Origin of the sequence: Kitasatospora sp. NPDC091335, from assembly GCF_044757205.1 — a bacterium.
In the GTDB taxonomy this organism is placed as follows: Bacteria; Actinomycetota; Actinomycetes; order Streptomycetales; family Streptomycetaceae; genus Kitasatospora.
This window is the reverse complement of the sequence record NZ_JBIVUM010000006.1, coordinates 125625-150425: the sequence shown is the minus strand read 5'-3', so window position 1 is coordinate 150425 and position 24801 is coordinate 125625. Positions and strand designations below refer to the sequence as shown.

The 24801-nt window shown below is 75.9% G+C and carries 16 protein-coding genes and 1 pseudogene; 9 read left to right on the top strand and 8 right to left on the bottom strand.

The annotated features are described in order from the left end of the window. Window positions 1-4 precede the first annotated feature (4 nt). Complete coding sequence (locus ACIQOW_RS16300) at window positions 5-544, bottom strand: hypothetical protein (protein ID WP_401084825.1); 540 nt, start codon at window positions 542-544, stop codon at window positions 5-7. A gap of 94 nt (window positions 545-638) precedes the next feature. On the opposite strand from ACIQOW_RS16300, the gene ACIQOW_RS16295 reads away from it, so the two are divergent. Beyond that, entirely contained in the window at window positions 639-1187 is a 549-nt protein-coding gene (locus ACIQOW_RS16295; protein ID WP_401084822.1) for a Uma2 family endonuclease, read from the top strand. On the opposite strand, the gene ACIQOW_RS16290 is transcribed toward ACIQOW_RS16295, so the two are convergent. The 3 genes and pseudogenes from ACIQOW_RS16290 to fhuB form a co-directional block, all read right to left on the bottom strand. Beyond that, window positions 1175-1369, bottom strand: coding sequence for a DUF397 domain-containing protein (locus tag ACIQOW_RS16290; RefSeq protein ID WP_401084820.1), 195 nt, complete (start codon window positions 1367-1369; stop codon window positions 1175-1177). The genes ACIQOW_RS16295 and ACIQOW_RS16290 overlap by 13 nt on opposite strands. 350 nt (window positions 1370-1719) lie before the next feature. Then, window positions 1720-2847 (bottom strand): annotated as a pseudogene (gene fes, locus ACIQOW_RS16285) (enterochelin esterase); the annotation flags it as partial. 10 nt (window positions 2848-2857) lie between these two features. Next, complete coding sequence (gene fhuB / locus ACIQOW_RS16280) at window positions 2858-5035, bottom strand: Fe(3+)-hydroxamate ABC transporter permease FhuB (protein ID WP_401084817.1); 2178 nt, start codon at window positions 5033-5035, stop codon at window positions 2858-2860. Window positions 5036-5140: 105 nt separating this feature from the next. Between fhuB and ACIQOW_RS16275 the strand changes: the two genes are divergently transcribed. From ACIQOW_RS16275 to ACIQOW_RS16240, 8 genes are all read left to right on the top strand, one after another. After that, a complete protein-coding gene (locus ACIQOW_RS16275) occupies window positions 5141-6172 on the top strand; it encodes an ABC transporter substrate-binding protein (protein ID WP_401084814.1) in 1032 nt (343 codons plus the stop codon). A gap of 35 nt (window positions 6173-6207) precedes the next feature. Beyond that, window positions 6208-6990, top strand: coding sequence for an ABC transporter ATP-binding protein (locus tag ACIQOW_RS16270; RefSeq protein WP_188295684.1), 783 nt, complete (start codon window positions 6208-6210; stop codon window positions 6988-6990). Window positions 6991-7287: 297 nt separating this feature from the next. Next, window positions 7288-8145: a DUF4132 domain-containing protein gene (locus ACIQOW_RS16265; RefSeq protein WP_401084810.1), complete on the top strand. Its 858-nt coding sequence runs from the start codon at window positions 7288-7290 to the stop codon at window positions 8143-8145. Continuing rightward, the gene (locus ACIQOW_RS16260) at window positions 8142-13247 is read left to right on the top strand and encodes a hypothetical protein (protein WP_401084809.1); all 5106 of its coding nucleotides are present in this window, start codon (window positions 8142-8144) and stop codon (window positions 13245-13247) included. Before ACIQOW_RS16265 ends, ACIQOW_RS16260 begins: the two co-directional genes overlap by 4 nt. Continuing rightward, entirely contained in the window at window positions 13244-14407 is a 1164-nt protein-coding gene (locus ACIQOW_RS16255) for an AAA family ATPase (RefSeq protein WP_188295685.1), read from the top strand. The genes ACIQOW_RS16260 and ACIQOW_RS16255 overlap by 4 nt, the downstream gene beginning before the upstream one ends. Window positions 14408-14411: 4 nt before the next feature. Beyond that, window positions 14412-18344 (top strand): DUF5682 family protein, encoded by a 3933-nt coding sequence (locus ACIQOW_RS16250; RefSeq protein WP_401084805.1) that lies wholly within the window; start codon window positions 14412-14414, stop codon window positions 18342-18344. Continuing rightward, window positions 18341-20305 carry a hypothetical protein gene (locus ACIQOW_RS16245; RefSeq protein WP_401084802.1) on the top strand — a complete coding sequence of 655 codons (1965 nt, stop codon included), beginning with the start codon at window positions 18341-18343 and terminating at the stop codon, window positions 20303-20305. The genes ACIQOW_RS16250 and ACIQOW_RS16245 overlap by 4 nt, the downstream gene beginning before the upstream one ends. A 167-nt stretch (window positions 20306-20472) precedes the next feature. Beyond that, entirely contained in the window at window positions 20473-20931 is a 459-nt protein-coding gene (locus ACIQOW_RS16240; protein WP_401084799.1) for a MarR family winged helix-turn-helix transcriptional regulator, read from the top strand. A gap of 47 nt (window positions 20932-20978) precedes the next feature. On the opposite strand, the gene ACIQOW_RS16235 is transcribed toward ACIQOW_RS16240, so the two are convergent. The 4 genes from ACIQOW_RS16235 to ACIQOW_RS16220 all read right to left on the bottom strand — a co-directional run bounded on the left by ACIQOW_RS16235 (window position 20979) and on the right by ACIQOW_RS16220 (window position 24761). Next, window positions 20979-21554, bottom strand: coding sequence for a GTP-binding protein (locus tag ACIQOW_RS16235; protein ID WP_401084796.1), 576 nt, complete (start codon window positions 21552-21554; stop codon window positions 20979-20981). 113 nt (window positions 21555-21667) lie between these two features. Further along, the gene (locus ACIQOW_RS16230; RefSeq protein ID WP_401084794.1) at window positions 21668-22093 is read right to left on the bottom strand and encodes a DUF742 domain-containing protein; all 426 of its coding nucleotides are present in this window, start codon (window positions 22091-22093) and stop codon (window positions 21668-21670) included. Continuing rightward, window positions 22090-22524 carry a roadblock/LC7 domain-containing protein gene (locus ACIQOW_RS16225; RefSeq protein ID WP_401084791.1) on the bottom strand — a complete coding sequence of 145 codons (435 nt, stop codon included), beginning with the start codon at window positions 22522-22524 and terminating at the stop codon, window positions 22090-22092. The genes ACIQOW_RS16230 and ACIQOW_RS16225 overlap by 4 nt, the downstream gene beginning before the upstream one ends. Beyond that, window positions 22521-24761, bottom strand: a complete 2241-nt coding sequence (locus ACIQOW_RS16220) for a sensor histidine kinase (protein ID WP_401084790.1) — start codon at window positions 24759-24761, stop codon at window positions 22521-22523. The genes ACIQOW_RS16225 and ACIQOW_RS16220 overlap by 4 nt, the downstream gene beginning before the upstream one ends. Between the last annotated feature and the right edge of the window lie 40 nt (window positions 24762-24801).

Here is a 24801-nt window from a genome sequence, read left to right as displayed (position 1 = left end):
ACCCTCACATGGTGGTCCGCTCGGGCGCGCGCCGCGGCCGGGCGGACCACCACCACACCGTGCCCAGGAACAGCGCCCCGGGGGCGATTCCGGTGACGGCGCCGACGGCGGCCGCCGAGACGCCGCCGAAGGCCAGCGCCAGCCCGGCCGCCCCGCACAGGGCCATCGCGCCGCCGAGGACGCGCAGCGCGGGCAGCCGCCGGAGGGCGGCGAGGACGACGAGGTACGCACCCGCCACGGCGGCGAACCACGCTCCGGCGGCCTGCGGGGTGTGCAGGAGCCGGTCGGCCACCCAGGCCCCGAGGAGGGCCACGGCTGCCGCGGAGCCCGCGAGGTACCACTGGTTCCGCCCGAGGCCGAGGCCCAGCGGAGCCCCCTCCCTGCCGCCCCAGCGTTTCCCGACCCCGATCAGGGGGAGGAACGCGGCCACCGAGACCACGCGCAGCGGCACCTCGACGGCGGTCGGCATGGCGCCGGCGCCGGTCTGGACGAACACGAGGCCGAGGCCGGCTACGAGGAGCCGGGCGGTCCGATCATCTGCCATGGGACAAGTCTGACGTTCACTCGGGTGGCGGACAAGCCGCTCGGGCCGACGGCTGCCACTGCCGTACGGTGGTCGGAGCACCGGAGGAACGACCATGACCCTTGAGCACTACCGCCTGCTCGAAGAGGCCCGCCGCAGTCTGCCGGACGGCTACAAGGCAGAGCTGTCCGGCGACGTCATCGTGATGCAGGCGTCGCCGCCGCCGACCCACCAGCTCGACCTGGCGATCGTCCAGCGACAGTTCGAGGCGCACTGCCCGCCCGGCTACTTCCCGACCGGGAACAGCGACCTCTCCTCGCCCGAACTCGGCACCGTGCGCAACCCCGACCTCACCTACCTGCCCGAGGACGTCATCGAGCTGGGCCGCGAGATCCCCGCGGACCTGGCGCTGGTCGCGGTCGAGGTCGTGTCCCCGTCCAACCCCGACAACGACTGGAGCGGAAAGGTCCGCGACTACCCGCGGATGGGCTTTCCGCTCTACCTGATCGTGGACCCTCGGCAGAAGACCGTGACGCTGTTCTCGGAGCCCGACCGCGACCGCTACCACACCAGGACGGAGCGGGAGTTCGGGGAGAGGATCCGCATTCCCGCGCCGTTCGACTTCGAGCTGGACCTGGCCCGGCTGGTGCCCTACCGGGACTGAGCGGCCTCGGCGGCGAAGCCGATGAAGTCGGCCCAGGCCTCGGCGGTGAGGGCGAGTCGGGGTCCGGCCTTGTCCTTGGAGTCCCGGACGTGGATGGCGCTTTGGGTGAGGGCGACCTCGACGCAGGCGCCACCTTCGGTACCGCTGTGGCTGGACTTGAACCAGACCAAACCGTGACTCAATGATCCTCCACCAGCGTCCTGGTGAACTCGGCGGACTTCTCCGGAGTGAGAGCCTGCCGGAGGATGGAACTGCGCTCCCGCCACCAGAATCCCCTTCGCGTCGCACAGGTCATCCGGGTGTGGCTTCCGACGCCAGGCGCCATCCGGCCCGGTGGTGTGCGAATCGACCGAAACCATCCCTATGGGTGACCGCCGGCCCGGCGGGGGCCGGGCCGGCGGTCAGGGGGTCACGTGAGGCGGATCAGGCGGCGATGCGCCGGCGCTGGTTGTCGTCGCCGGCGCACTGCCGGACGCCGAGGGCGGCGCCTTGGGTGCTGCTGGTGAGGCAGCCGCCGTCGTCGCTGACTGCCTCATGCGTGCCGCTGAGGCCGTCCGAGGAGGTCCGCCAGCCCGTCCGCCAGCCCGCCTCGCCAACAGGCGTAGTCGTGGCCGCCGTTGAACTCGCGGTAGGTGAGGTCGTAGCCGCGGGCGGTGAGGACGTCGCGCAGGTGGCGGTTCTGGCTGAGAAGCATCCACTCCTGGAGGCCGACCTCGACCCAGAAGCGGGCCGGGCGCCGTTCCTCGGCGGCGAAGCGGCGGGTGAGCCATTCGCTGCCCGCGTCGAACTCGGTCTCGTCCGGCCACCAGAAGGAGCCGGACTGGCAGAGCGCGTTGCCGAAGCGGTCCGGCCGCTGGTAGGCGGCGTAGGCGGCGGTGAGGCCGCCCGCGCTCTGGCCCGCGACGACCGTGGCGGCGAGGTCGGTGCTCGCTCCGAACTCCGTTGCGGCCCATGGGAGAAGGCGGTCGGCGAGCAGGTCGACGAAGGCCGGGTTGCAGCTCAGGTCGTCCGGCCGCTGCGGGCCCATGGTGTGGACGAGCAGGGTGACGGTCGGCGGGATCGCGCCGTCCGCCGTCAGGTTGTCGAGGGTGTCGCCGACGGACAGCACCTCGCCCCACATCTCGCCGTCCAGCAGCACCGCGACCGGGTACGGTCCGTCGTCCGCGCGGTGTCCGGCCGGGAGGTGGACGTCCACCCGCCGCCCGGCCACCGTGTGTTCCAGCGTCCGCCCGCGCGGCACGCCGTCGCGCCGCTCGACGTACGGCTGCGCGGGCGCCGCCGGCAGGCTGAGCACCGAGGAGGGGTGGCGGCCGTCGCGGGCGGGCAGTCGGGGCCCGGCGTCGTACGGGTCGGGGCGGGCCTGGTCGAGGACCCGGAGCCAGTCGGGGCGGGTGGTGCCGGGGGCCTCGCCGCGGAACGGGTACAGCTGGTAGGACGCGCGGTGGTCCGCGCGCAGCCGGTAGCTGATCGCCCAGGTGCCGTCGGTCTGACGATTCATCAGATGTGGTGTCAGGTCGCCGGCGTGGCGGTCCTTGTCGGTGACGGTGTGCAGCAGCGCGAGCACGCCGTCGCAGTCGCCGTCCCGGTGGGTGAAGGTGACCAGGCGGTAGGCGGGGTCGTCGGGGTCGGGGGCGACGATCGGGGTTTCCACAGCAGTGACTCCAAAAGGCTTAGGCGGGGCTGCCCTTGCGGCCGAGCAGCACCCAGAGCAGGAAGGGACCGCCGAGGACGGTGGTGACGATGCCGACGGGGATCTCCACCCCGGCGAACAGCACCCGTCCCAGGGTGTCCGCGAGCACGACGAGCAGGGCGCCGGTCAGTGCGGAGCCGAGCACCGGCACCCGCGCGGGCCCGGCCAGGCGACCGGCGATCACCGGAGCGGCCAGCGCCACGAAGCCGACCGGCCCGCAGACCCCGACGGCCAGCCCGGCGAGCGCGACCGCCAGCAGCAGGCAGGCGAGCCGGACCCGGCCCGGGTCGACGCCGAGGGCGGAGGCGACGCTGTCGTCGAAGCGCAGCACCGCCAGCCGGCGGGCCACCACCAGCGCCAGCGGCACCAGCACGGACAGCCCGATCAGTACGGGCGTGGCGACGGCGAAGTCCCGCCCGTTGAGGCTGCCGTTGGTCCAGATGTACAGCGAGCCCGCGGAGTTGAGCGAGCGACGGGCCATCGCGACCTGGATGATCGAGGAGGCGAGCGCCGACATGGCGAGCCCGACCACCAGCACCCGGTAGCCGCGGGCACCGAGCCCGCCGGAGGCCAGGGTGACGACCAGGACGGCGACGAGAGCGCCGAGCGGTCCGGCCCACCAGGCGCCGAAGGTTCCCGCGGTGCTGGCGGAGATCAGTACGGCAGCCGTCGCGCCGTCGTTGACGCCGAGCAGTTCGGGGGTGGCGAGGCGGTTGCGGGCGAGGGTCTGGGTGAGGCAGCCGGCCAGGCCGAGGGCCGCGCCGGCGGCGAGCCCGGCGACGATCCGGCCGAGCCTGAACTTCTGCACCAGCAGTACGTCCAGCCGGTCGCCGTAGCCGAACACGGCCTGGAAGGTGCGGCCGAGGCCGAGTTCACTCTGTCCGGCGTGCGCCGCGACCACCACGGCGGCCAGCAGCGCGGCGGTGAGGCCGAGCGAGGCCAGCAGCGCGCGGTGCGGCAGCAGCAGCGACCAGGCGCCGTAGCGCAGCGTCACGTCCGGCCTGGGCGGGGCGGGTTCCCCGCTTCGCGCGGGCGGCGTGGACTCGGCCTGGTCGCCGATGGCGAGGGCGGCGGAGCGCTTGGAACGGACGATCGCGATCAGCGCCGGGGCGCCGATCAGGGCGACGATCACCGACACCGGTGCCTCGAAGGGCCTGGCCACCACCCGGGCGAGCACGTCCGCGCCGGTCAGCACGGCGGCGCCGAACAGCGCGGCGAGCAGGGTGAGCCGGCCGACCCTGGGGCCGGCGATGGTGCGGGCGAGGAAGCCGGAGAGCAGCCCGAGGAAGGCGACGGGGCCGGCCAGCGCGACCGCCGAGGCGGTCAGCAGGGTGACCGCGAAGGCGACGGCGGCCCGGGTGGCGCCGGGCCGGTGGCCGAGGCCGCGGGCGAGGTCGTCGCCGAGGGCGAGCGCGGTCAGCGGCCGGGTGGTGAGCGCGGCGAGCAGGAACCCGGCGCCGAGCACGGGGGCGAGCTGGCGCAGCGTCGTCCAGCCTTCCACGCCGGCCAGTGAGCCGAGCACCCACACCCGGTACCGCTCGTACGCCTCGGGGGAGTTGACGATCAGCACGTCGGTGAGCCCGCGGAAGATCGCCGCGACGGCGGAGCCGGCCAGCACCAGCCGCATCGGCGAGCCGCCGCCCCTGGTGCTGGCGACCAGCAGCACGACGGTGCTGGCGAGCACGGCGCCGCCGAAGGCGAAGGCGAGGTAGCCGAAGGAGGTCTGCACGCCGAGCAGGGCGATGCCGACGACGACGCCGAGCGAGGCGCCGGCGTTGACGCCGAGCAGGCCGGTCTCGGCGAGCGGGTTTCGGGTGACGGACTGGAGCTGCGCCCCGGCGACGCCGAGCGCGGCGCCGACCAGCAGGGCGGTGACGGTGCGGGGCATCCGCAGGTCGCCGACGACCAGGGCGAGCCGGCTGTCCGCTCGGGCGCCGTCGTGGTTCAGCAGGTAGTCCAGCACCCGCCCCGGGCCGACCTCGCCGGCGCCGACCGACAGCGACAGCGCGGCCAGGGCGATCAGGAGCAGCACCGCCGCGGTGACGGCCGGCCAGATGGGGCGGGTGCCGTCGGAGCCGCGGCTCGGCCGGGCCGGTGGCGGCGAGTCCGGCGCGGCGGCGGGGGGCGCCTCGTGGACGTCGGCTTGCGACAATGTCATAAGGTAAGGCTAACCTAATGGTCGAGTCGTCCCGAGAGCACCTCCACCTGCCGCTCTCTCCCGGACGTCGCACAACTTCCGTACCACCGTTGCCCGGAGGCACCCATGCCGTTCGCCCGTCGCCCGCTCAGCCCCGTCCGCCGCCGTGCGGCCCAGGCGCTGGCCGTCACCGGGGCGGCCGCGCTCCTGCTCACCGGCTGCGGTTCCTCCGGCTCCTCGTCCTCGGGCTCGTCCACCTCCGCCTCCCCGGCGGCCGAAGCGGCGGGCGGCGGGAAGGCGGACGCCGCGGGCGGCAAGCGGACCGTCAAGGACGCCACCGGCAAGGCCGTCGAGGTGCCCGCCGAGCCCAAGCGGATCGTCACCCTCACCCAGGAGGACCTGGACGCGGTGCTCGCCCTCGGCGTCAAGCCGGTCGGCATCACCAACGGCCAGGGGCTGGCCGAGCCGCCGGCGTACCTGAAGGACAAGGTGCAGGGCATCCCGGTGGTCGGCAACCTGCTCCAGCCCGTGATGGACAAGGTGATCGCCGCCAAGCCCGACCTGATCCTGGCCGGCGACATGCAGGACGAGCAGGTGCTCAAGCAGCTGCGCGAGATCACCCCCGCCACGCTGGTCACCATGGCGCCCACCGATGACTGGAAGCTCGCCTTCCGCGGCATCGGCAACGCCGTCAACAAGATGGAGCAGGCCAACAAGGTGATCGGCGACTACGACGCCAAGGCCGCCAAGGCGGGCGGCGAGCTCGCCAAGAACAAGGGCGCCGCCGTCTCCATCGTGCGCTGGAACCCCACCGGCCCGAGCTGGATGGAGAAGAAGCAGTTCGCCAGCGGCGTCGCCCTCGACATGGGCCTGACCCGCCCGGCCGCGCAGGACAAGGACGGCAACGCGCACAGCCCGGCGCTGAGTCTGGAGAAGCTCAACGAGATCGACGGCGACTGGCTGTTCCTGTCCACCCTCACCGACGACGGCAAGACCGCGCTCAAGGAGGTCCAGTCCAAGCCCGCCTACCAGGAGCTGAACGCGGTGAAGAACAACCACGCCGTCACCGTGGACGGTTCGGTCTGGTCCACCCGGGGCGGCCCGCTCGCCGCCGACGTCGTCATCGGCGACTTCTCCAAGGCGCTCGCGGGCAACTGAGCGGACACCGGCAGAGGGGTCGAGGGGGAGCAGTCATGGAGTTGACGATCGAGGGGCTCAGCGCCGGCTACGGGCCGGGGCGCCCGGTGCTCGGCGGCGTCGACCTGACCGTCCCGGCCGGGAAGGTGGTGGCGGTGGTCGGCCCGAACGGCTGCGGGAAGTCCACCCTGCTGCGGGCGGTGGCCCGGCTGCACCGGCCGGACGGCGGGCGGGTCCTGGTCGGCGGCGAGGACGTGTGGCGGCTGCGCCCGCGCCAGGCCGCCCACCGGATCGCCCTGCTGCCGCAGAGCCCGCAGGCCCCGGAGGCGGTCACCGTCACCGGGCTGGTCCGCTACGGCCGCCACCCGCACCAGGGGCTGTTCCGCCAGTGGTCGGCGCAGGACGAGCGGCTGACCGCCGAGGCCCTGCGCGCCACCGGTGTCGAGGAGCTGGCCGACCGCCGCCTCGACCGGCTGTCCGGCGGCCAGCGCCAGCGCTGCTGGCTCGCGATGGTGCTCGCCCAGGACACCCCGGTGGTGCTCCTGGACGAGCCGACCAGCGCGCTGGACCTCGGGCACGCGGTGGAGGTCCTGGAGCTGGTCCGCCGGGTCGCGGCGGGCGGGCGGACGGTGGTCATGGTGCTGCACGACCTCGCGGCGGCGGCCCGCTACGCGGACCTGCTGGTCGCGCTGCGGGACGGCGCGGTGGTGGCCTGCGGGCCGCCGCGCGAGGTGGTGGACGCGCCGCTGGTGCGGGCGCTGTACGACATCGACAGCCATGTGCTGGCGGCGCCGGGCGACGGTGCGCCGGTCATCGTTCCCAGGGCGCCGCTGGGCTGACCCGGGGCGCCACTGGGCTGATGTGCCGGGCTGGTCCGCCGGCTGATCCGAACTGATCCGAACTGATCTGAACTGAACCGATCCGAACCGATCCGCCGGTCCGGCGGGGGCGGCTGCCACGAGGCGGCCGCCCCGCTTTTTTCTCTTCTTCGATCACTCGTTCGAGTGGTTTGAACTCTGCATGTCAGGGCCCATGTTCACCCCGCCCGTCGCGTTGTCAGTACCCCTCGCTACGTTCCTCGCATCGCTGGTCGGCAACACCGTCGACAGGCGTTCCCTGGTGTGAGGAGTACGGCCGTGGCATGGGTGGAGACGGGCGCGGGAGGGTACCGCGTCGCCCTCGACGGGGAGGGCAGGGTGGTGTGCCGCAACGCGGCGGGCCGCGACCTCAAGTCCGTACCGTCGAAGCTCGGTGACGACCCGGTGGTCACCCAGCTCAAGCAGCTCGCCGAGTGGCTGGCCGCGCACGAGCGGGGCTGCCAGGAGGACGTCGAGCGCTGGATGGTCCGATCGCTGCCGGTGCCCGCCGCGGTCCTCACCGCGGTGTGGCCGGACGCGGCCTGGCAGGGCGTCCTGAAGGACCTCGTGGTCACCGCCACCGACGGCTCGGTGGCCGGCTTCCTGCGCGGCGCCGACGCCGAGCGCGGCCTCGGCCTGGTCGACCTGGACGGCGACACCGTGCGCCTCACCGACGGCGAGATCCTGATACCGCACCCCGTCCTGCTCGACGACCTCGACGACCTGCGCGAGTTCGCCGTCGAGCTCGGCGTCTCCCAGCGCGTCCAGCAGCTCTACCGCGAGGTCTGGCACCGGCCCGCGGAGCCGTCGGCCGGCACCGAGGTCACCACCTACGCCGGCGGCCGCTACCGCGAGCTGCGCGAGCTGGTCGGGCGCTGCGCCAGGCTCGGCTGCCGGGTCCGCGGCGGCTCCGCCGTCCAGCCGGTCACCGAGGGCGGCCGCACCGTCGAGGCCCGGGTCTGGGTCGGCGACTACTACGAGTACGACGCGTGCGAGACCGGCGCGCTCAGCTGGGCCGGCCCCGACGGCCGCGCCCTGCCGCTCACCGAGGTCGGACCGGTCGCCTGGTCCGAGGGCATGCGGATGGCCGCCGCCCTGCACGCCGGCCGCACGATCCAGGGGGAGGAAGCCGCATGACCGCCACCGGCCTGACCACGACCACCACCGGCACCGGAGCCGACCGCACCGGAGCCGACCGGACCGCGACACCCGAGGAACTGCTCGACGCCGGGGCGGTGCTCCCCGCCGGCACGCTGCCCGACGCCGGCCGCCCCGACAGCGCCGCCGACGTGCTCACCGCCCGCGGCTACACCCACCCCGCGCTCGACGGTCGCCGGATCGTCCGGCTCGTCCCCGGCGCGCTCGGCCCGGCCGAGGACCTCGCCCTCGACTTCCTCGGCCTGGTGCCGGAGACCGCGCCCGCCGAGGTCGGCCAGGTCCGCCAGGAGGCGCTCGGCTTCCCCGCCTGGGCGCTGGTCCACGACCCCGCCAACGGCCACCACGCGCTCGCCCTGGTCAAGGAGATGGAGCGGCTCGCCCGCCAGGCCACCTCCAAGCCCGGCGCCGCCAAGGACGGTTTCGACGAGCTGGCCACCCGCCTCGGCCGGGCCGTGCCGCACTTCCTGCCCACCTTCTGCGAGGAGGTCGGCCGGATCTTCCTCGGCCACGGCAACCAGACCTACGCCGCCGCCTGGTTCGGCAAGGCCCGCGACGCCGAGCGCACGTACGGCCTGACGGTGGACGAGGAGCGGCTGCGCGCCGTCTTCCTGGAGTTCGCCCTGGCCGGCGCGCTCACCGTCAAGGCCCTGCGCCAGTACGTCAAGGAGCTCGCCCAGCGGCTCGACCCGCTGACCGCCTGGCAGCGCTTCCGCCAGCTGTGCACCGAGCGCTCCGCGGCCGGCATGGCCCCGTACGCCGGAGTCGCCGAGGACGCCCGCGCACTGGTCAAGGCCGCCGGGCTGGACCGCACCGAGCACGAGCGGGCGCTGCTCGCCGAACTGCTGGACTCCCCGGCGGTCAACCGGGCCCCCGGCGCGTTCTGGAAGTCCTGGCACGGCGCACTGGTCGAACTCGGCCGCGGCGACGCGGCCGTGCGCACCCGCCTGCTGGAGCTGCTGCCCGACCCGGCCTCGCCCGACCCGGCCCCGCACGACACCGCCTGGCTGGCGGTCCTCACCGAGACCGGCGCCGAGGCCCTGCTCACCGGCCCCCGCGCCGAGGGCGCCGAGCCCGCCGCCGCCTGGCTCCAGCGCTGGTGCAACCACCACGGCCGCGGCTGGCGCAACCGGCCCAGCTGCCCGGACACCCTCGCGCTGGCCGGCCGGATGATCGAGCGGCTCAAGGCCGACGCCGTCCCGGTGGACCTCCACACCGGCGTCCGCGCCAGCCGGACGCGGATCGACCTGCTGGACCTGCTGCTCACCGCGGGCGTGCCGGTCGCCGACCCGCCGGACGGCCTCGGCATCGACCTGCACGACTGGGTCGCGGAGTGCGGCCCCGACAGCCCCGACCTCACCGCCGTCGGCGCCGACGAGCGCTACCGGCCCCTGCTGCGCCGCGCCACCCCGTCCGCCTGGGCGACGGCCGCCAAGCGCGAGGTGCCCGCCCTGCCGCTGCTGAACGAGCTGTTCGCCGAGTGGGCCGAGGAGCGCGCCGAGGAGCTGTTCGCCGCCCGCGGCCTGACCGCCGCCACCGACCTGGTCCGCGAGTTCGGCCGGCACCGCACCGCCGTCCGGACGGTCGCGCCGGCCGTCGCCGACCGGGTCGCCGCCCTCGACGTCACCACGCTGCTCACCGACGCCCTCCAGGCCGGCATCCTGGACGAACTCGGCTGGCCCGCCCTGGAGGAGGCGCTCGGCAAGCTCGCCGACCCGCCCGCCGACGACGCCCCCCAGCACCCCGTCCCCAGCCTGGGCGGCGCGGGCCTGAGCGGCCTGGTCATCGAGGACGCCTGGCCGAACCTGCTGCTCACCCGCCTCGACCGGGCCGTCGTGGTCGGCCCGGAGGGCATCGTGCTGGAGCACACCCTGCGCCTGCCCGAGCGGCCGTCGAACGAGCGGAACCGGACCAGGCTGCGCTTCGCCGACGGCGAACTGCTGGTCGTCTGGCCCCAGGACGGCAAGCAGCTCGCGTACTGGTCCAGCCGCCCGGACGAGCAGTTCGAGCTGGAGGGCGAGGTCCTCGTCGGCTACTACTACCGGGACCGGGATCCGGAGCCGCCGTCGCTCCAGCTGCCCGGCGGCGGCCGCACCACCGGCGAACGCCCGCTGCACGCCGGCGACACCCGGATGCCCGACGAGCACGGCGTCCTCGGCGACGGCACCGGCTACTGGACGGTGCGCCACGCCTCCGACGGTGAGGCCGTCCTGCGCGAACTCGACCCGGTCACCGGCACCCTGGGCCGCACCGCCGAACCGCCGGTGATCGCCGCCACCGCCCAGGCCGGCCGGCTCAGCCGGAAGAACACCTGGCTGCTGCCCCTCCAGCCCGGCCTGGAGCACACGCCACTCGGCACCGACGGCACCGTGCTCGGCAGCTGGGCCAGGGTCGAGCCGCACAAGGCCGTCACCACCTTCACGGCCGACGGGCAGCGCATCGTGCTGCCGCTGACCGGACACCGGTCGGACACCGTCCCGGTCGGCCGGCTCGCCCTGCCCGGCGCGGCCGCACCGGTGGTCAGCCACACCTCCGGCGAGCACTTCTCGCTCAACCTGCCCGACCTCACCGGCCACGCCGACCGCACCGTCGACCTGCGCCCCTGCCGGGCCGGCGAGCTCTCCGCCGCCGGCACCCCGCTCGTCCCGCCGTACCCGCACTGGCACGCCCTGCGCCCGCGCGACGAGGCCGGCTCCAAGGTGCTGCGCACCGTCACCGCCGAGCAGGCCGCCCGGCTGATCGACGCCGCCTGGCCGGTCGACACCGAGCCGGTCCCCGAGGACGAGCGGTGCTGGCTCACCGTCCAGGGCGTGCGCCGGCCGCTCGCCCGGCGCACCCCGCGCACCCTGCCCGTCCCGGAGGTCGGCGCGATCCTGCCCGGCATCGCGGACCAGCGGCTGCTCGCCGGCGTCGCCGGGATCGCCCGCCTCGCCGCCGACCTGCTGGACCGGATCGCCCGGTTCGCCCCGCAGCCGGAGGCCGAGCGCCCGGGCAAGAAGCAGGACACGGAGTGGCAGCCCGAGCACGGGCGCGACCACGAGCTGCGCGACGCCGTGCGCGCCGTGCTGCCGGAGCCCGGCGGCTTCGGCAACAACTGGGGCTCCTCCGAGCACTGCTGGGTGCTCAACAACCTGCGCGCCGTCACCGGGGTGCTGGCCGCCCCGCCCGCCGCCGACGGCGAGGGCTGGAGCACCCCCGCCACCGTCGCCCTGCGCAACGGCGACGTCAGCCACGGCTGGCTGCACCTGCTCGGCCGGGTCCACGCCCTGGCCCACGCGGTGGCCTCGCCGTTCACCGACCCCGCCCACCGTTCCTCGCTGGTCCTGCTGCTCGGCGAGCTGACCAAGGGCCCGCTGGCCGACCGCGGCACCACCCTGCGCGAGATCGTCCTCGCCGAGCAGGTCCCGGCGGCCGTGAACGCCACCAGTGGCCGGCCGGTCGCCAAGCGCCAGGGCGAGGTGCTGCGGCACGGCGGGCGCACCGTCGTCATCCTCGCCCACCAGCGGCAGTACACCGACGGCACCGTGCACTGGCTCGCCGTCGACCACGACCCGAGCGGGGAGTTCGGGCCCGTCGCGCACTTCACCACGGTCGAGGAGCGCGGCACCGGGGAACTGGTCGACGCCGCCTGGGTCGCCACGTTCTGGCGGGCCGCCGCGCTGCGCGGCGCCGTTCCGCACGACCGGGCCAGGGCCGAGGCCTTCAGCCGGCTCACCGGCATCGGCGTCGCCCGCTCCGCCCTGCTGCTCAGCCCGCCGAGCGGCCTGCTGTACTGGACGGACGTCGCCGTTCCCGCCGAACTCGACTTCAAGACAGCAGAGTTCAAGGCCGCCAGGGACTGGCTGCGGCGGCACGACCACGACGGTCTCGCCGCCGTCTGGGGTGCCCTGCTGCCCGCCGACCCGAAGACCCTGTGGACCGAGGGGCCGGACATCGCCGCCGGGGCCGAGGAGTGGATCCGGCGGTTCGGACGGCTCGTCACCCTCCCCGACGAGGTCCTGGCCACCGTCCAGGGGGTGCCCATCGACACCGTCGAGGCGGTGCTCAACCCCGGCCACACCCCGTGGCTGACCGGCCGCACCGGCTTCCGGCTCGGCGAGTCGGAGGGGGTCGGCCTGCGACTGGTCGCCGAGGACGAGTCCGCCGTCCCCGGGAGCGGCGCGCTGAGCTCCACCATCGCCGCGCTGCGCTGGCTCGCCTACCACCTGCCCGCCGACAGTCCGCTGCGCCCGCTGCTGCCCACGGCCGCCGAGGCGCTGCGCGACCGCCTGGCCGACCCGGAGCTGCTGCTCGACCTCGACCTGCTGCGCACCGTCAAGGGCGCCTCGCTGTCCGCCGTCCTGCGCACCCACTTCGGCCTGCCCGCCGAGGGCGGCGCGGACCGGGACGGCCTGGTCCGCTGCGGACCGGCACTCGTCCTGACGCCGTACCACGAGGAGACGGAGCGGGTCTGGCTGCGCCCGGCCGCCCTCACCGGGCCGGACGACCCGCTGCTCGAACTGCTCGAAGGGCTCTCCAACAGCTACTGGTACTCGACCGAGCGGCGGGCCGTCGAGGCCGTGCTGCGCGGCGAGCCGGAGCGGCTGGCCGCCACCGTCCCCGTGGCGCCGGCCCCCGGCGAGGGCCCGGTCTGGTTGCAGGACCCGCGGCTGTCCGTCCCCGAACTGGTCGCCGAGGTGTCCCGCACCCACGGCCTGGGCGAGGATGCCGCCACGCTCTACCTCCAGCTGCTCGCCCTGCCCGACCCGACCGACCGCAACGCCGCCCGCTGGACGGGCTGGAAGCCCGCCCGGCTGAAGAGGGCCCGCGCCGAACTCGCCGCCACCGACCTGGTGCTGGAGGCCAAGCGCTCCCGGGCCGGCCGCGGCCTCTTCCTGCCCGGCGGCTGGCAGGAGGCCAAGTCGCCCGCGCTGCCGGCCGAGACCTGGAAGGCCGCCCTGTACGAACTGCACACCCACCGGCCCGCTTCGGTGCCGCTGTCCGTCCCCGAGCTGTTCGCCCGGGCCTGGCAGCGGACCGTCGAGGGCGACGCCCCCGGTTACGAAGAGCTCCGGACCAGCAAGCGCAGGAAGGCCCGCCGATGACCGCCACCGAGACCACCACGGGTGCGACCGCCACCGCCCCCGCGGACCGGCAGATCGTCCCGCCCGAGGAGAAGTACGCCGCCGAACTGGAGTTCCTGGCCGCCCACGACGGCGGCCCGCGCCCGCCCGGCTGGCGGCTGACCCCGCGCGCCGTGGTTACCTTCGTGATGGGCAGCGGCGGCGAGAAGCTCAAGGCCGGGCGCAAGGGCCTGGTCATCGAGCCGAAGTTCGTCGGCGAACGCGCGCTGGTCGAGCGCTGCGTCGTCACCCTCGCCGGCGAGCGCGGCCTGCTGCTCGTCGGCGAGCCAGGCACCGCCAAGTCCATGCTCTCCGAGCTGCTCGCCGTCGCCGTCTGCGGCACCAGCGCACTGACCGTCCAGGGCACCGCAGGCACCACCGAGGACCAGCTCAAGTACGGCTGGAACTACGCCCTGCTGCTCGCCAAGGGGCCCAGCCGCGAGGCCCTGGTCCCCTCGCCGGTGCTCACCGCGATGACCACCGGCGCGGTCGCCCGGGTCGAGGAGGTCACCCGCTGCCTGCCCGAGGTGCAGGACGCCCTGGTCTCACTGCTCTCCGAACGGCGGATCGCCGTCCCCGAGCTGGCCGGCACCCAGGACGGGCAGCTGCACGCCGCGGCCGGCTTCACCCTGATCGCCACCGCCAACCTGCGGGACAAGGGTGTCAGCGAGATGTCCGCGGCGCTCAAGCGGCGGTTCAACTTCGAGACGGTCGGCCCGATCGGCAGCCTCGCCGCCGAGGTCGACCTGGTCCGCCGCCAGTCCACCGTCGCCGTGGCCAGGGCCGGCGCCGCCTACGCGGTGGACGACGCCGTCCTGGAGGCCCTGGTCACCGCCTTCCGCGACCTGCGCACCGGCCGCTCCACCGAAGGCTGGGACGTCGAACGCCCGTCCACCGTGATGAGCACCGCCGAGGCGGTCTCCGTCGCCACCTCGCTCGGCGTCAGCGCCGCCTACCTGCCCGACGGCGGAGACCTGCTCGGCCGGCTGCCCGGTCAGCTCCTCGGCGTGGTCCGCAAGGACGAGCCGTCCGACGCGGCCCGGCTGCTCGGCTACTGGGACGGCCCGGTCCGCCGCCGTGCCGAACAGGGCGCCGCCACCTGGCGCACCCTGTGGGACCTCCGCTCGGCACTGGAGGCCTGATCCGATGAGCAGCGCGGAGATCCCCCGCCCGGACGACGCGGACCGGACGGTCCGGGCCGAGGCCGACCGGCTGGCTGCCTCCGGCACCGGCCGTCCGGGGCCCTACCTGATCGGCGTGCGCCACCACGCGCCGTCCCTCAGCGCGGTCGTCCCCGCGCTGCTCGACGCCGCCCGGCCGGAGGCCGTCCTGGTCGAGCTGCCCGCCGAGTTCCAGCCCTGGCTCGGCCGGCTCGCGGACGAGGCCACCCTGGCCCCGGTCGCCCTCGCGGCGGCCCCGGCCGGGCCCGAGGAGGGGGCGGGGCCCGCCTTCTACCCGTTCGCCGACTTCTCCCCGGAACTCGTCGCCCTGCGCTGGGCCCGGGACAACGGGGTGGAGGTCATCGCCTGCGACCTCCCGCTCGCCCACCGGGCCGTCCGCTCGGCGGCCGGCGGGCCCGGGGAGCCGCGGGCCGACGGCCGGGCCGGGCGGCCCGGCGTCGCCGACGCGCTGCGCCACCGCCTCACCGGCCGGGACTCCGACGAGGACCTGTGGGACCGCCTGGTCGAGACGGCCGCCCCCGGCTCCACCCCGGAGGCCGTCCGGCGCGCCGCCCTGCTGGTCGGCTGGGCACTGCGCAGGGACGCCGAGACCGGCCACGGCGTCGACCCGTACGACCTGCGCCGCGAGGCCTGGATGCGGGCCCGCATCCAGGCCGCCTCGGCCAGCGGACGCCGGGTCGCCGCCGTCGTCGGCGCCTTCCACGCCCCCGCCCTGTCGGACGGCCCGCTCGCCACCGAGGAGCCGCCGCGCCCGGACGACCCCGGGCACGTGCTGTCCCTGATCCCGTACACCTACCCGCTGCTCGACGCCCGCTCCGGCTACCCGGCGGGCATCCGCGACCCGGAGTGGCAGCACACCGTCCTGGACGCCGGCGGGGCCCCGGAGCGCCTCGCCGAGGCGCTCACCACCACCGCCGTCCGGATCTGTGCCGCCCTGCGGGCCCAGGACCACCCGAGCGGCCCGGCCGACGCCCGCGAGATCGTCCGCCTGGCGGGCGACCTCGCCCGGCTGCGCGGCCACGCCGCCCCAGGCCGGGGCGAACTCGTCGAAGCGGTGCAGACCGTCCTCGCCCAGGGCGAACCCCTCGGCCGCGGCAGGGCCGTCGCCCGCGCCCTCGAACAGGTCCTGGTCGGCACCCGCACCGGCCGCCCCACCCCCGCCGCCCCGCGCAGCGGACTCGCCCCCGCCGTCGAGACCCTGCTCGCCGGCCTCGGCCTCCCCAACCCCACCGACCCGGGCCCACGCGACCTGCGCCTCGACCCGCTGCGCAGCGACCTCGACCGCCGCCGCGAGATCCTCCTGCACCGCCTCACCGTCTGCGAGGTCCCCTACGCCGAGCCCGTCGCCACCACAGGCGCCGGCGGCACCGAGACCCTCGGCACCCGCTGGCGCCTGCACTGGACGCCCGCCACCGCCGCCATGCTCACCGTCGCCGGCACCCGAGGCGTCACCCCCGCGCAGGCGGCCGAAGGCGCCCTGCGCGTCCGGTTCACCGACCAGCCGACGCCGCGCGAGATCATCGACGGCCTCACCGCCGCCGCCTCCTGCGGCCTGCCCGCCCTCGCCGAGACCCGTCTCGGCCAGCTCACGGCCGTCCTGCCGACCTCCGCCACCCTCCCCGACCTCCTCGACGCCCTGGCCCTCCTCGACCGCCTGACGGCGGGCCACTTCCCCGGCCACACCCCGGCGCACGGAGCCGAAGGGGACGACGCCCCGGGCGAGGCCACTCCGGGAGGGAACGGCAAGGAGGCGGGCGCATCCGCACCCGGTGGCTCCACCCGGGTCGGCGGCGGCCAGGCCGCCGGGCCCGCCCCGGCGGGCGGATCCGCGGAGGACAGTGCCCCGGGTGAGGCTGCCGCCGCCGCTGGTGGCCGTACAGCGGCAGTCCCCGGCACCCTCGACGCCCCCGCCGTCGGCCGGACCCCTGGCCACACCCCGGATCACGGAGCCGAGCAGGCCGTCGCCCCCACCGGGCCGGTCGCCGCAGGCCTCCGCATCCCCGACGGCGACGCTCCGTCCGCCGCGGCTCCCGGCTCGTCCGCCGGGCCGGCACAGGCAGTCCTGGCCGCCGCCGGTGAGGTGCTCACCGCCGCCGCCGTACGGCAGCTGGAGGGCCTCGGCGGATCGGACGACCCGCAGGACGCCCGGGCACTGGTGGAGCTGGTGCGGCGGGCGGACCGGCTCGGCGGGGTGCGGCTGGCCCACGTGCTGACCGAACTCGCCGAGCGGGGCAGCCCGTTGGTGCGGGGCGCGGCCGGTGCGGTGCGGGTGCTCCTCGGGCAGGAGCCGGCCGAGGTGCTGGGCGGCCGGGCCGCCTCCTGGGTGGACGGCGCGACCGGCCCGGAGGCGCGGCGGGCGCTCGGCCGCAGGCTGGTCGGGCTGCTGACGGCGGCGGAAGGGCTGTTCGACTCGGCGCCGCAGGCACTGGAGCCGGTGCTGGAGCGGGTCACCTCGCTGTCGGACGACGCCTTCCTGGACCGGCTGCCCGCCCTGCGCGGGGGCTTCGACACGCTCAGCCCGGCCGCCCGCGACCGGCTGCTGGCCCTGGTCGAGGAGAGCCTGGGCACCCGGCTCGCCGCACTGCCGGAGGAGGCCGGCCCCGCCGTGCTCGCCGGCTGGGTGCGCGCGGACCTCGCCGCCCGGGCGGCACTCGCCCGCCGCGGCCTGCTGGCCCCGACGCCCGCACCACCGGCGGAGCCCCCGGCGGACGCGCCGTCGCCCGCTGCCCCGGACCTGCTCTCCGCCATGGCCACCCCGTCGACCACTCCGCCTGTCACCCACCCCCACACCCTGGCCCCCGCCGAGCGCTGGCGCCTGCTCCTCGGCCGCGCCGGCAACGGCGGCCTGACCGGTCGTGGCGCCCGGCTCGCCACCGCGCTGGACGAGTTGTACGGCAGCGGCCACGGCGAGGGCTCAGGCCCCGGCCTGGACAGCAGGGGAGGCAAGGGCGGCCGTGAGGCCCCGTACCCCGGAGTGCGGGAGTGGGCCGAGGACCTGGAGTCGCTGTTCGGCCCCGGAGTGCGCGAGGAGGTGCTCGCCGCCGCCGTCGCGCAGGGCCGCACCGACGTCCTGGAGGCGATCGACCCGGCCGCCGTCCGCCCGTCCGTCGACCTGCTGCGCACCGTGCTGGACCACGCCGGCGGCCTGCCGGAGGCCCGGGTGGCCCGGCTGCGCCCGCTGGTGCGGCGCCTGGTGGCCGAGCTGAGCCGGGAGCTGGCCACCAGGCTGCGCCCGGCCCTGACCGGGATCGCCGTGCCGCGGCCGTCCCGCCGTCCGGGCGGCGGGCTGGACCTGGACCGGACCATCCGGGCCAACCTGGCCACCGCCCGCCCCGGGCCGGACGGCGGCACCCTGATCGTGCCCGAGCGCCCGGTCTTCCGGACCAGGGCGCGGCAGGCCAACGACTGGCGGCTGATCCTGGTCGTGGACGTCTCCGGGTCGATGGAGGCCTCCACGGTGTGGGCCGCGCTGACGGCGTCGATCCTGGCCGGAGTGCCCTCGCTGAGCACCCACTTCGTCGCCTTCTCCACCGAGGTCCTGGACCTCACGGAGCGGGTGGACGATCCGCTGAGCCTGCTGTTGGAAGTGCAGGTCGGCGGCGGCACCAGCATCGCGAGCGGGCTGCGCTACGCGCGGGAGCTGGTGACGGTGCCGTCCCGCACGCTGATCGCGGTGGTCAGCGACTTCGAGGAGGGCGGGCCGGTCGGCGGGCTGCTGGCCCAGACCCGGGCGCTGGTGGACTCCGGCGTGCACCTGCTCGGCTGCGCGGCGCTGGACGACACCGGGACGGCCCGCTACTCGAAGGCGGTCGCGGGCCGGTTGGTCGCGGCCGGAATGCCCGTGGCGGCGTTGAGTCCGCTGGAACTGGCCCGCTGGGTGGGGGAGAAGGTGCGATGAGTGTGACGGCGCGGACGAGCGACTGGCCGGGCGTACGGCCCGAGGTGGTCGCCGAGGTGGTGGCCGGGCTGAGCGCCCGGCTCCAGAAGCGGCTGGACGGCGCGGCGGCGAAGCTGGCGGAGCGGCCGGTCTCCCGCGACGGCGACGAGTGGCGGGTGGAGGTGGACGAGGAGACGGTGCTCGTCCTGAACGCCCCGGGCGGGGTGGTCGCCGCCGAGGCCGGCGTGCGCTGCGGCTGCCTGCTCGCCCCGGCCTGTGTGCACCGGGCGGCCGCCGTCACCCTCTGCCCGCTCGCCGAGGCCGGGCCGGAGACCGACTCCGGGGCGGCAGCCACGGAAGCCCGCGAAGGGGCCGGGGACACCCCCGAGGAGCAGACCGGCCGGCCCGACCAGCAGGCCCCCACTCCGCTCGCCCCGGCCGAACGCGCCGCCGTCCGTCACCTCCACCGGGCCGCGGCCGCCGTGCTGGCCGCCGGGGTGGGCGGCGCGGGCGCCGTGTCCCAGGCCGAACTGCTGCGCGCCGCCCACCAGGCGCGCCTCGCGGGCCTGTACCGCCCGGCCGCGGCGGCGGTCACCGTGGTGACCCGGATCCGGGCGGCGCGCTCCGGCGCGCCCGACCACCGGCTGGTGGACCTGGTGGCCGGCCTGCGCGAACTGCTCGGCCTCACCACGGCCCTGGACGCCGGCATCGCCCCGGTCGCCGAGCTGCGCGGCACCGCGCGCCAGGCCTACCGGGAGGAGGGCGGCCTGCGGCTCTACGGGCTGTTCGCCGAGCCGGTGCTGACGGCCACCCACGCGGGCGCGGTCAGCTGGGCCGTGGACGCGGGCGGGCGCCTCAGCACCATCGCCGAGGTGATGCCGCACGACGACGCCGCGGCCGCAGCCCCGCAGGCGGTCGGGGCGGGCAGCCGGACGGTCCGGCTGGGCGATGCCGCGCTCAGCCACCGCGCGTTCAGCCGTGCCGGGCTGGCCGTCCAGGGCGCGACCAGGTCCACCGGAGGCCGGCTGGGCGCCGGAGCCTCGGTCCGGGCGGTCCGCGCCGCGGGCGCGGCGTGGACGGCGGAACCGGCCTCCCGGCTCTGGTCCGAACCGGTGTCCGCCCAGGTGGCGCGGGCGCTCGCGGCTCAGGAGCTGCCGTACGAGAGCCGCCCGGCCGGGAGTGACCTGCTGTTCCTGGACGTCACTCTGCTGGGCACCGCCCCGACCGGGCCGGGCGGCACCCCACAGCTGCTGGCGCGTTGTACGGCGGGCGGTCCGGTGATCGTCCTGAGCCCGGCGCACGAGCACCCCGGCCTGCCGTTCCGGGCGAACCTGGCGCTCCTCGCCACCGCGCCCGGCCTGCGGCTGCGGGTGATCGGCCGGCTGGAGCGCGCGGGCCGCCCGGAGCTGCGCCTGCTCGCGATCGGCACACCCCCGGACGCCGCCGACCCGCTCACCCTGCCCGCCGACCGGGCGGGCCGGGTCAACCTCGGCCTCGAACGCCTCCAGACCGCCGACCTTGCCGCCTCCGCACCTGCGGGCGGGCTGGTGGGCGGTCCGGTGGGCGCCGGCGGGCCCAACCCCGGCCCCGGCCCCGAGCCGGTGGCGGCCCCGGCGCCGCACGGCCCGCCCGTCCACGTGCTCGGCCGCCGGGTCGAGCAGGCGGTCACCACCGGACGGCACGCCCTCGCCCCGAGCGAGGCCTCGGCCGCCGCCGACCGCGGCCTGCTGCTCGCCGCCGGACTGGCCACCGCCGCCGAGCTCCTCGCCGGTCTGCGGGCCGCCGCGGCGGACCGGCAGCGCGACGTCTTCGGCCGGGTCGTCACGGACGACCACGAGGTCTTCGCCACCGCCTGGCTGGCGGCCGCTTCCTACACCGAGGAGCTGGCCACGGCGCTGTGCGCGGCGGCCTGGTCGGCAGAGGAGGCCCGGCCGGGAGAGGAGGAAGGGACCGGCCGAGGGGCGGAACCCGTCCGGGTATAAGCCGAACTATTTGCACGGACCGATATTCCGCGCAGACTGGCATACTTGTCGCAGGAGGACACCGTACGAGACCTCGTGGGAAACCTCGTCCGAGAGCTCCTACGAGATCCCGCACGGGACTCCTGCGGCACCCGGTACGGGCAGCGCGACGGAAGGGTAGGCGAGTCATGGGGATCCGCGACGATGCGGCCGAGGTCCGGGCCCGTGGCTGGCGGACGCTCGCCGCGCTGCACGGGATGATCGACACCGCGCTGGAGAAGGCGCTCCAGGCCGAGTTCAAGCTCTCGGTGGTCGAGTACACGGTGCTGGAGGCGCTCTCGCGCCAGGACGGCTGGCACATGCGGATGCAGCAGCTGGCCCGCGCGGCGGCGCTGAGCAGCAGCGCCACCACCCGGCTGGTGAGCCGCCTGGAGGACCGGGGCCTGCTCAGCCGCTTCCTCTGCGCGGACGACCGGCGCGGCATCTACACCGAGCTGACGCCCGAGGGCCGCGACCTGCTGACGGCCGCCCGTCCGGTGCACGACGCCGCCCTGGAGACGACGCTGGCCGAGGCCACCGGGGTCCCCGAGCTGGCCCCGCTGGTCGAGTCGCTCGCCGACCTCCACCCGGTCCACGCCACCGCCTGAACCCCACGAGCCCGTAAGCCCCCTCAGTCCCTGAGCCCCGCGGGCCCTCACGGCCCCACGGCCGCCAGGGCGTTCCGGCGCACCCGGTCGAGCAGGGCGAGCAGCACCTCCTTGCTGGAGGCCCGCTCCCGGACGTCGCAGAGCACCACCGGGACGTCCGGGCCGAGGTCCAGCGCCCGGCGGACCTGCTCGGGGGTGGCCTCGCGGCGGCCGTGGAAGCAGTTGACGCCGACCGCGAACGGGATGCCGCGCTGCTCGAAGAAGTCCACGGCGGCGAAGCTGGTCTCCAGCCGCCGGGTGTCGGCGAGGACGACCGCGCCGAGGGCGCCGACCGCCAGGTCGTCCCACATGAACCAGAAGCGGAACTGCCCCGGCGTGCCGAAGAGGTAGAGCACCAGGTCCTCGCGGACGGTGATCCGTCCGAAGTCCATGGCGACCGTGGTGCTGGACTTGTCCCGGACGCCGTCGAGATTGTCGACCCCGATGCTGGCGTCGGTCATCCGCTCCTCGGTCCGGAGCGGTTCGATCTCACTGACGGAGCCGACCATGGTGGTCTTCCCGACGCCGAATCCGCCGGCGACGAGGATCTTGACCGCGCCCGGTACCAGGCTCTGGGTCGTCAATTCGGTTCTCCTGTAAGGAACTGGTGGGAGGCGGAAGGCGCGGCGGACGCGAGGAGCGCGGCGGGCCCCACCCGGAGCGCCGCCCCGGTCTGCGCGCCCGGTCTGCCCGCCCGTCAGAGCCGGCGGACGCCCTCGATCACGGCCTCGATCAGCGAGAGGTCCGGCGCCTCGGCGAGCCGGACCGGGGCGCGGGTGAGGATCAAGCGGTCCTCGGCCAGGTCGTCCAGCAGGACCCTGACCACGCTCACCGGCAGGTCCAGGACGGCCGCGATCTCGGCCACGGCCAGCGGGCGTTCGCGGCACAGGTCGAGGATCGCGGCGGGTTCGGGGGCCAGCCGGGCGGTGTCGGTGCGCGGGTCGGTGGTGACCACCAGGGTGATCAGGGCGAAACCGTCACGGACCGGTCCGGTGCGCCCGTTGGTGATCGCGTAGGGACGGACCAGGTGGCCGGCGTCCTTGTCGTAGAAGGAGCCCTCGTCGGACGACTCCTCGTCGGACGATCCCCCGTCGAACGAGCCCTCGGCAGCGGCGGAGGTCACGCACCGCCGCCCTCGCCGCTCCGGCCGGCGTCACTGCGCGGCGCCGCGGTGAGGTACTGGCCGACCTGCTTGACCAGCATGTTGATCTCGTAGGCCATCAGCCCGGCGTCCACCTGTTCGCTGGTGAGGACGGCCAGCCGGGCGCCCTGTCCGGCGGTGGTGACGAACAGGAACAGCCGGTCCATCTCGATCACGGTCTGCCGGACCCGGCCGCCGTCGAAGCGGTGCCCGGCGCCGCGGGCCAGGCTCTGGAGGCCGGCGGCGACGGCGGAGAGGTGCTCACCGTCGGCCCGGTCGAGGCCCTGGGACATGCCGACGAGCAGGCCGTCCTCGGAGAGGACGACGGCGTGCCGGGTCTCGGGCACCCGGGCGACCAGCTGGTCCAGCAGCCAGTTGAGGTCGCGCTGGGCTTCGGTGTGCTGGGTCGTCACTGCTGTTCCTCGGATTCCTGGACGGCGGGGGCTTCCGCGGGGGCCTGCCGCGGGGCGGATGGTGCGGCCCGGCGGGTGGGCGCGACCGGTACGTCCGGCTCGCCGCGGGCCGCGCGGGCGCTGAGGGTGCCGCGCTGGATGGCGGCCATGGTGGCGCGGGACCGGGTCGGCGAGGGGTCGTCGGCTTCGGTGCTGTCGTGCCGGTGGCCGAAGGCGCCGGGGAGCGATCCGTGCGCCGGTGTCAACGGAGACACCGGCGGCTGTGCCTGGTGCGGTTGCGGGACGGGCCCGGACGGCATCGTGGTGCCGGGCGCGTCGGCCACGCGGAGCTGCTCGGCCAGGCTGGCGTTGCGGACCCGCTGCGGCAGGGTCCGAGGGGTGCGCAGCTCGCCGTCCTGGCCCTGCTCCGCCGGCCCCTCCTGGAAGTACCGGTGGACGGGCGCGGAGTGGTCGGCCGTACCGCCCCCGCCGGGAACGCCGGCCGGAGCGCCCGCGAGGTCGTTGCCGGGGCCGCCGTCGGAACCGGGGCCGGGTGCCGACGCGGGGCCGGTCGGAAGCTCGTACCTGCGCGGCAGGACGGGCCGGGGCACGACCACCGCACCGGGCAGTCCGGGGATCAGGGCGCCGACCGGCAGCCCTCCGCGGCCGGCCGCGGCCGTGGAGGCGGATCCGGCGAGGGCGTCGCCGCTTCCCGCGGTGCCCGGGCCGGCGCCGTCCGGGGCGTGCACCGCCGGGGCTTCCGGAGGGGCCGCCGCGTAGGGCACCGCGGGAGCCCCCGCGGTGCCGAACGAGCCCGGAGCCCCCTGGCCCCCGCCCAGCAACGCGCCGAAACCCCCGCCCGTCGCACCGCCCGGCGCGTCCGTCGCGTCCGTCGCGTCCATGGCGTCCGTCGGCTCCCGGGACCCCTGCCAGACCTGCCCGGCCCCGTACTCGGCCGCGTACTCGGACCGGGAGCCATACCCGGAGCCGGTTCCTGCGCCTGCGCCGTACTCCGGCTCGGACCCGGTCACGGAGTCGTCCTCGGGCCCCGCCGCCGTCGGAGCCTGCTCGGACACCGGCGTCCGGGTGATCCGGGCACCGGACGGCAGCCCGGGCACCGCGGCGGACTGTCCGGCCTGCTCCAGCAGGGCCGAGGGCACCAGCACCACAGCCCGGGTCCCGCCGTACGGCGAGGGGCGCAGGGTGACCTGGACCTCGTGCCGGGCGGCCAGGCGCGCCACCACGAACAGGCCGAGCCGCAGGTCGTCGCCGAGCGCGGAGACGTCCAGCTCCGGCGGGTTGGCCAGGTACGTGTTGAGCCGCTCGTACTCCTCCTCGGTCATGCCGAGTCCGCGGTCCTCGACCTCGACCGCCAGGCCCCTGGGGACCTCCTGCGCGGAGACCTGCACCTGGGTGTACGGCGGGGAGAAGGTGGTGCCGTTCTCGATCAGCTCGGCGACCAGGTGGATGACGTCGGCCACGGCCTGCCCGCCGAGCGAGACGCGCGGCACGCCCTGGACGACGACCCGGGAGTAGCTCTCGGTCTCCGAGACGGCGCTGCGCAGCACGTTGACCACGGGCACGGCGTTGCGCCAGCGCCGGGCGGGCAGGGCGCCGCCGAGGATGACCAGGTTCTCGGCGTTGCGCCGCATCCGGGTGGCCAGGTGGTCGACCGCGAACAGTTCGCGCAGCAGCTCCGGGTCCTCGTGCTCGCGCTCCAGCGCGTCCAGCATGCTGATCTGCCGGTGGATCAGGATCTGGGTGCGCCGGGCGATGTTGAGGAAGACCTTCTTCGTCCCCTCGCGGCCCCGGGCCTGGTGGACGATGGCGGCGACCGTGACCTGGCGGACGGCGGCGAGGCCGTCCGCGCTCTGCTGGACCTCGTCGCCGATCCGCCGGGACGGCGTCCAGACCGGCGGGACGGGCACCTGTTCCCCGGCGCGCAGCCGTCCGACCACCTCGGGGATCTCCTGCCGGGCGAGCGAGAGGGTTTCGGCCCGGAGTCCGGACAGCCGCGCGGACAGGGTCAGGGCGGTCCGGACGCCGTGGAGCAGGCTGACCAGCACGACCAGGGCGACCACCGCGCTGCCGGCCAGCAGCGCGGTGCGGTGTCCGGTGTCGCGCAGCAGGAAGCCGGCGTAGCCCCAGGCGGCGAGGAGGCCCGCGGTGGGGACCAGCGTGAGGGCGAGGAGCCGGCCGCGGAGGGAGCCGGACCGGCCGGCGCGGTGGCCCGGGCGGGTGGCCGATATGGCTGGCATCTGATTCCTCGCTCAGGGCCGAGCCGCGGGACCGGCACGC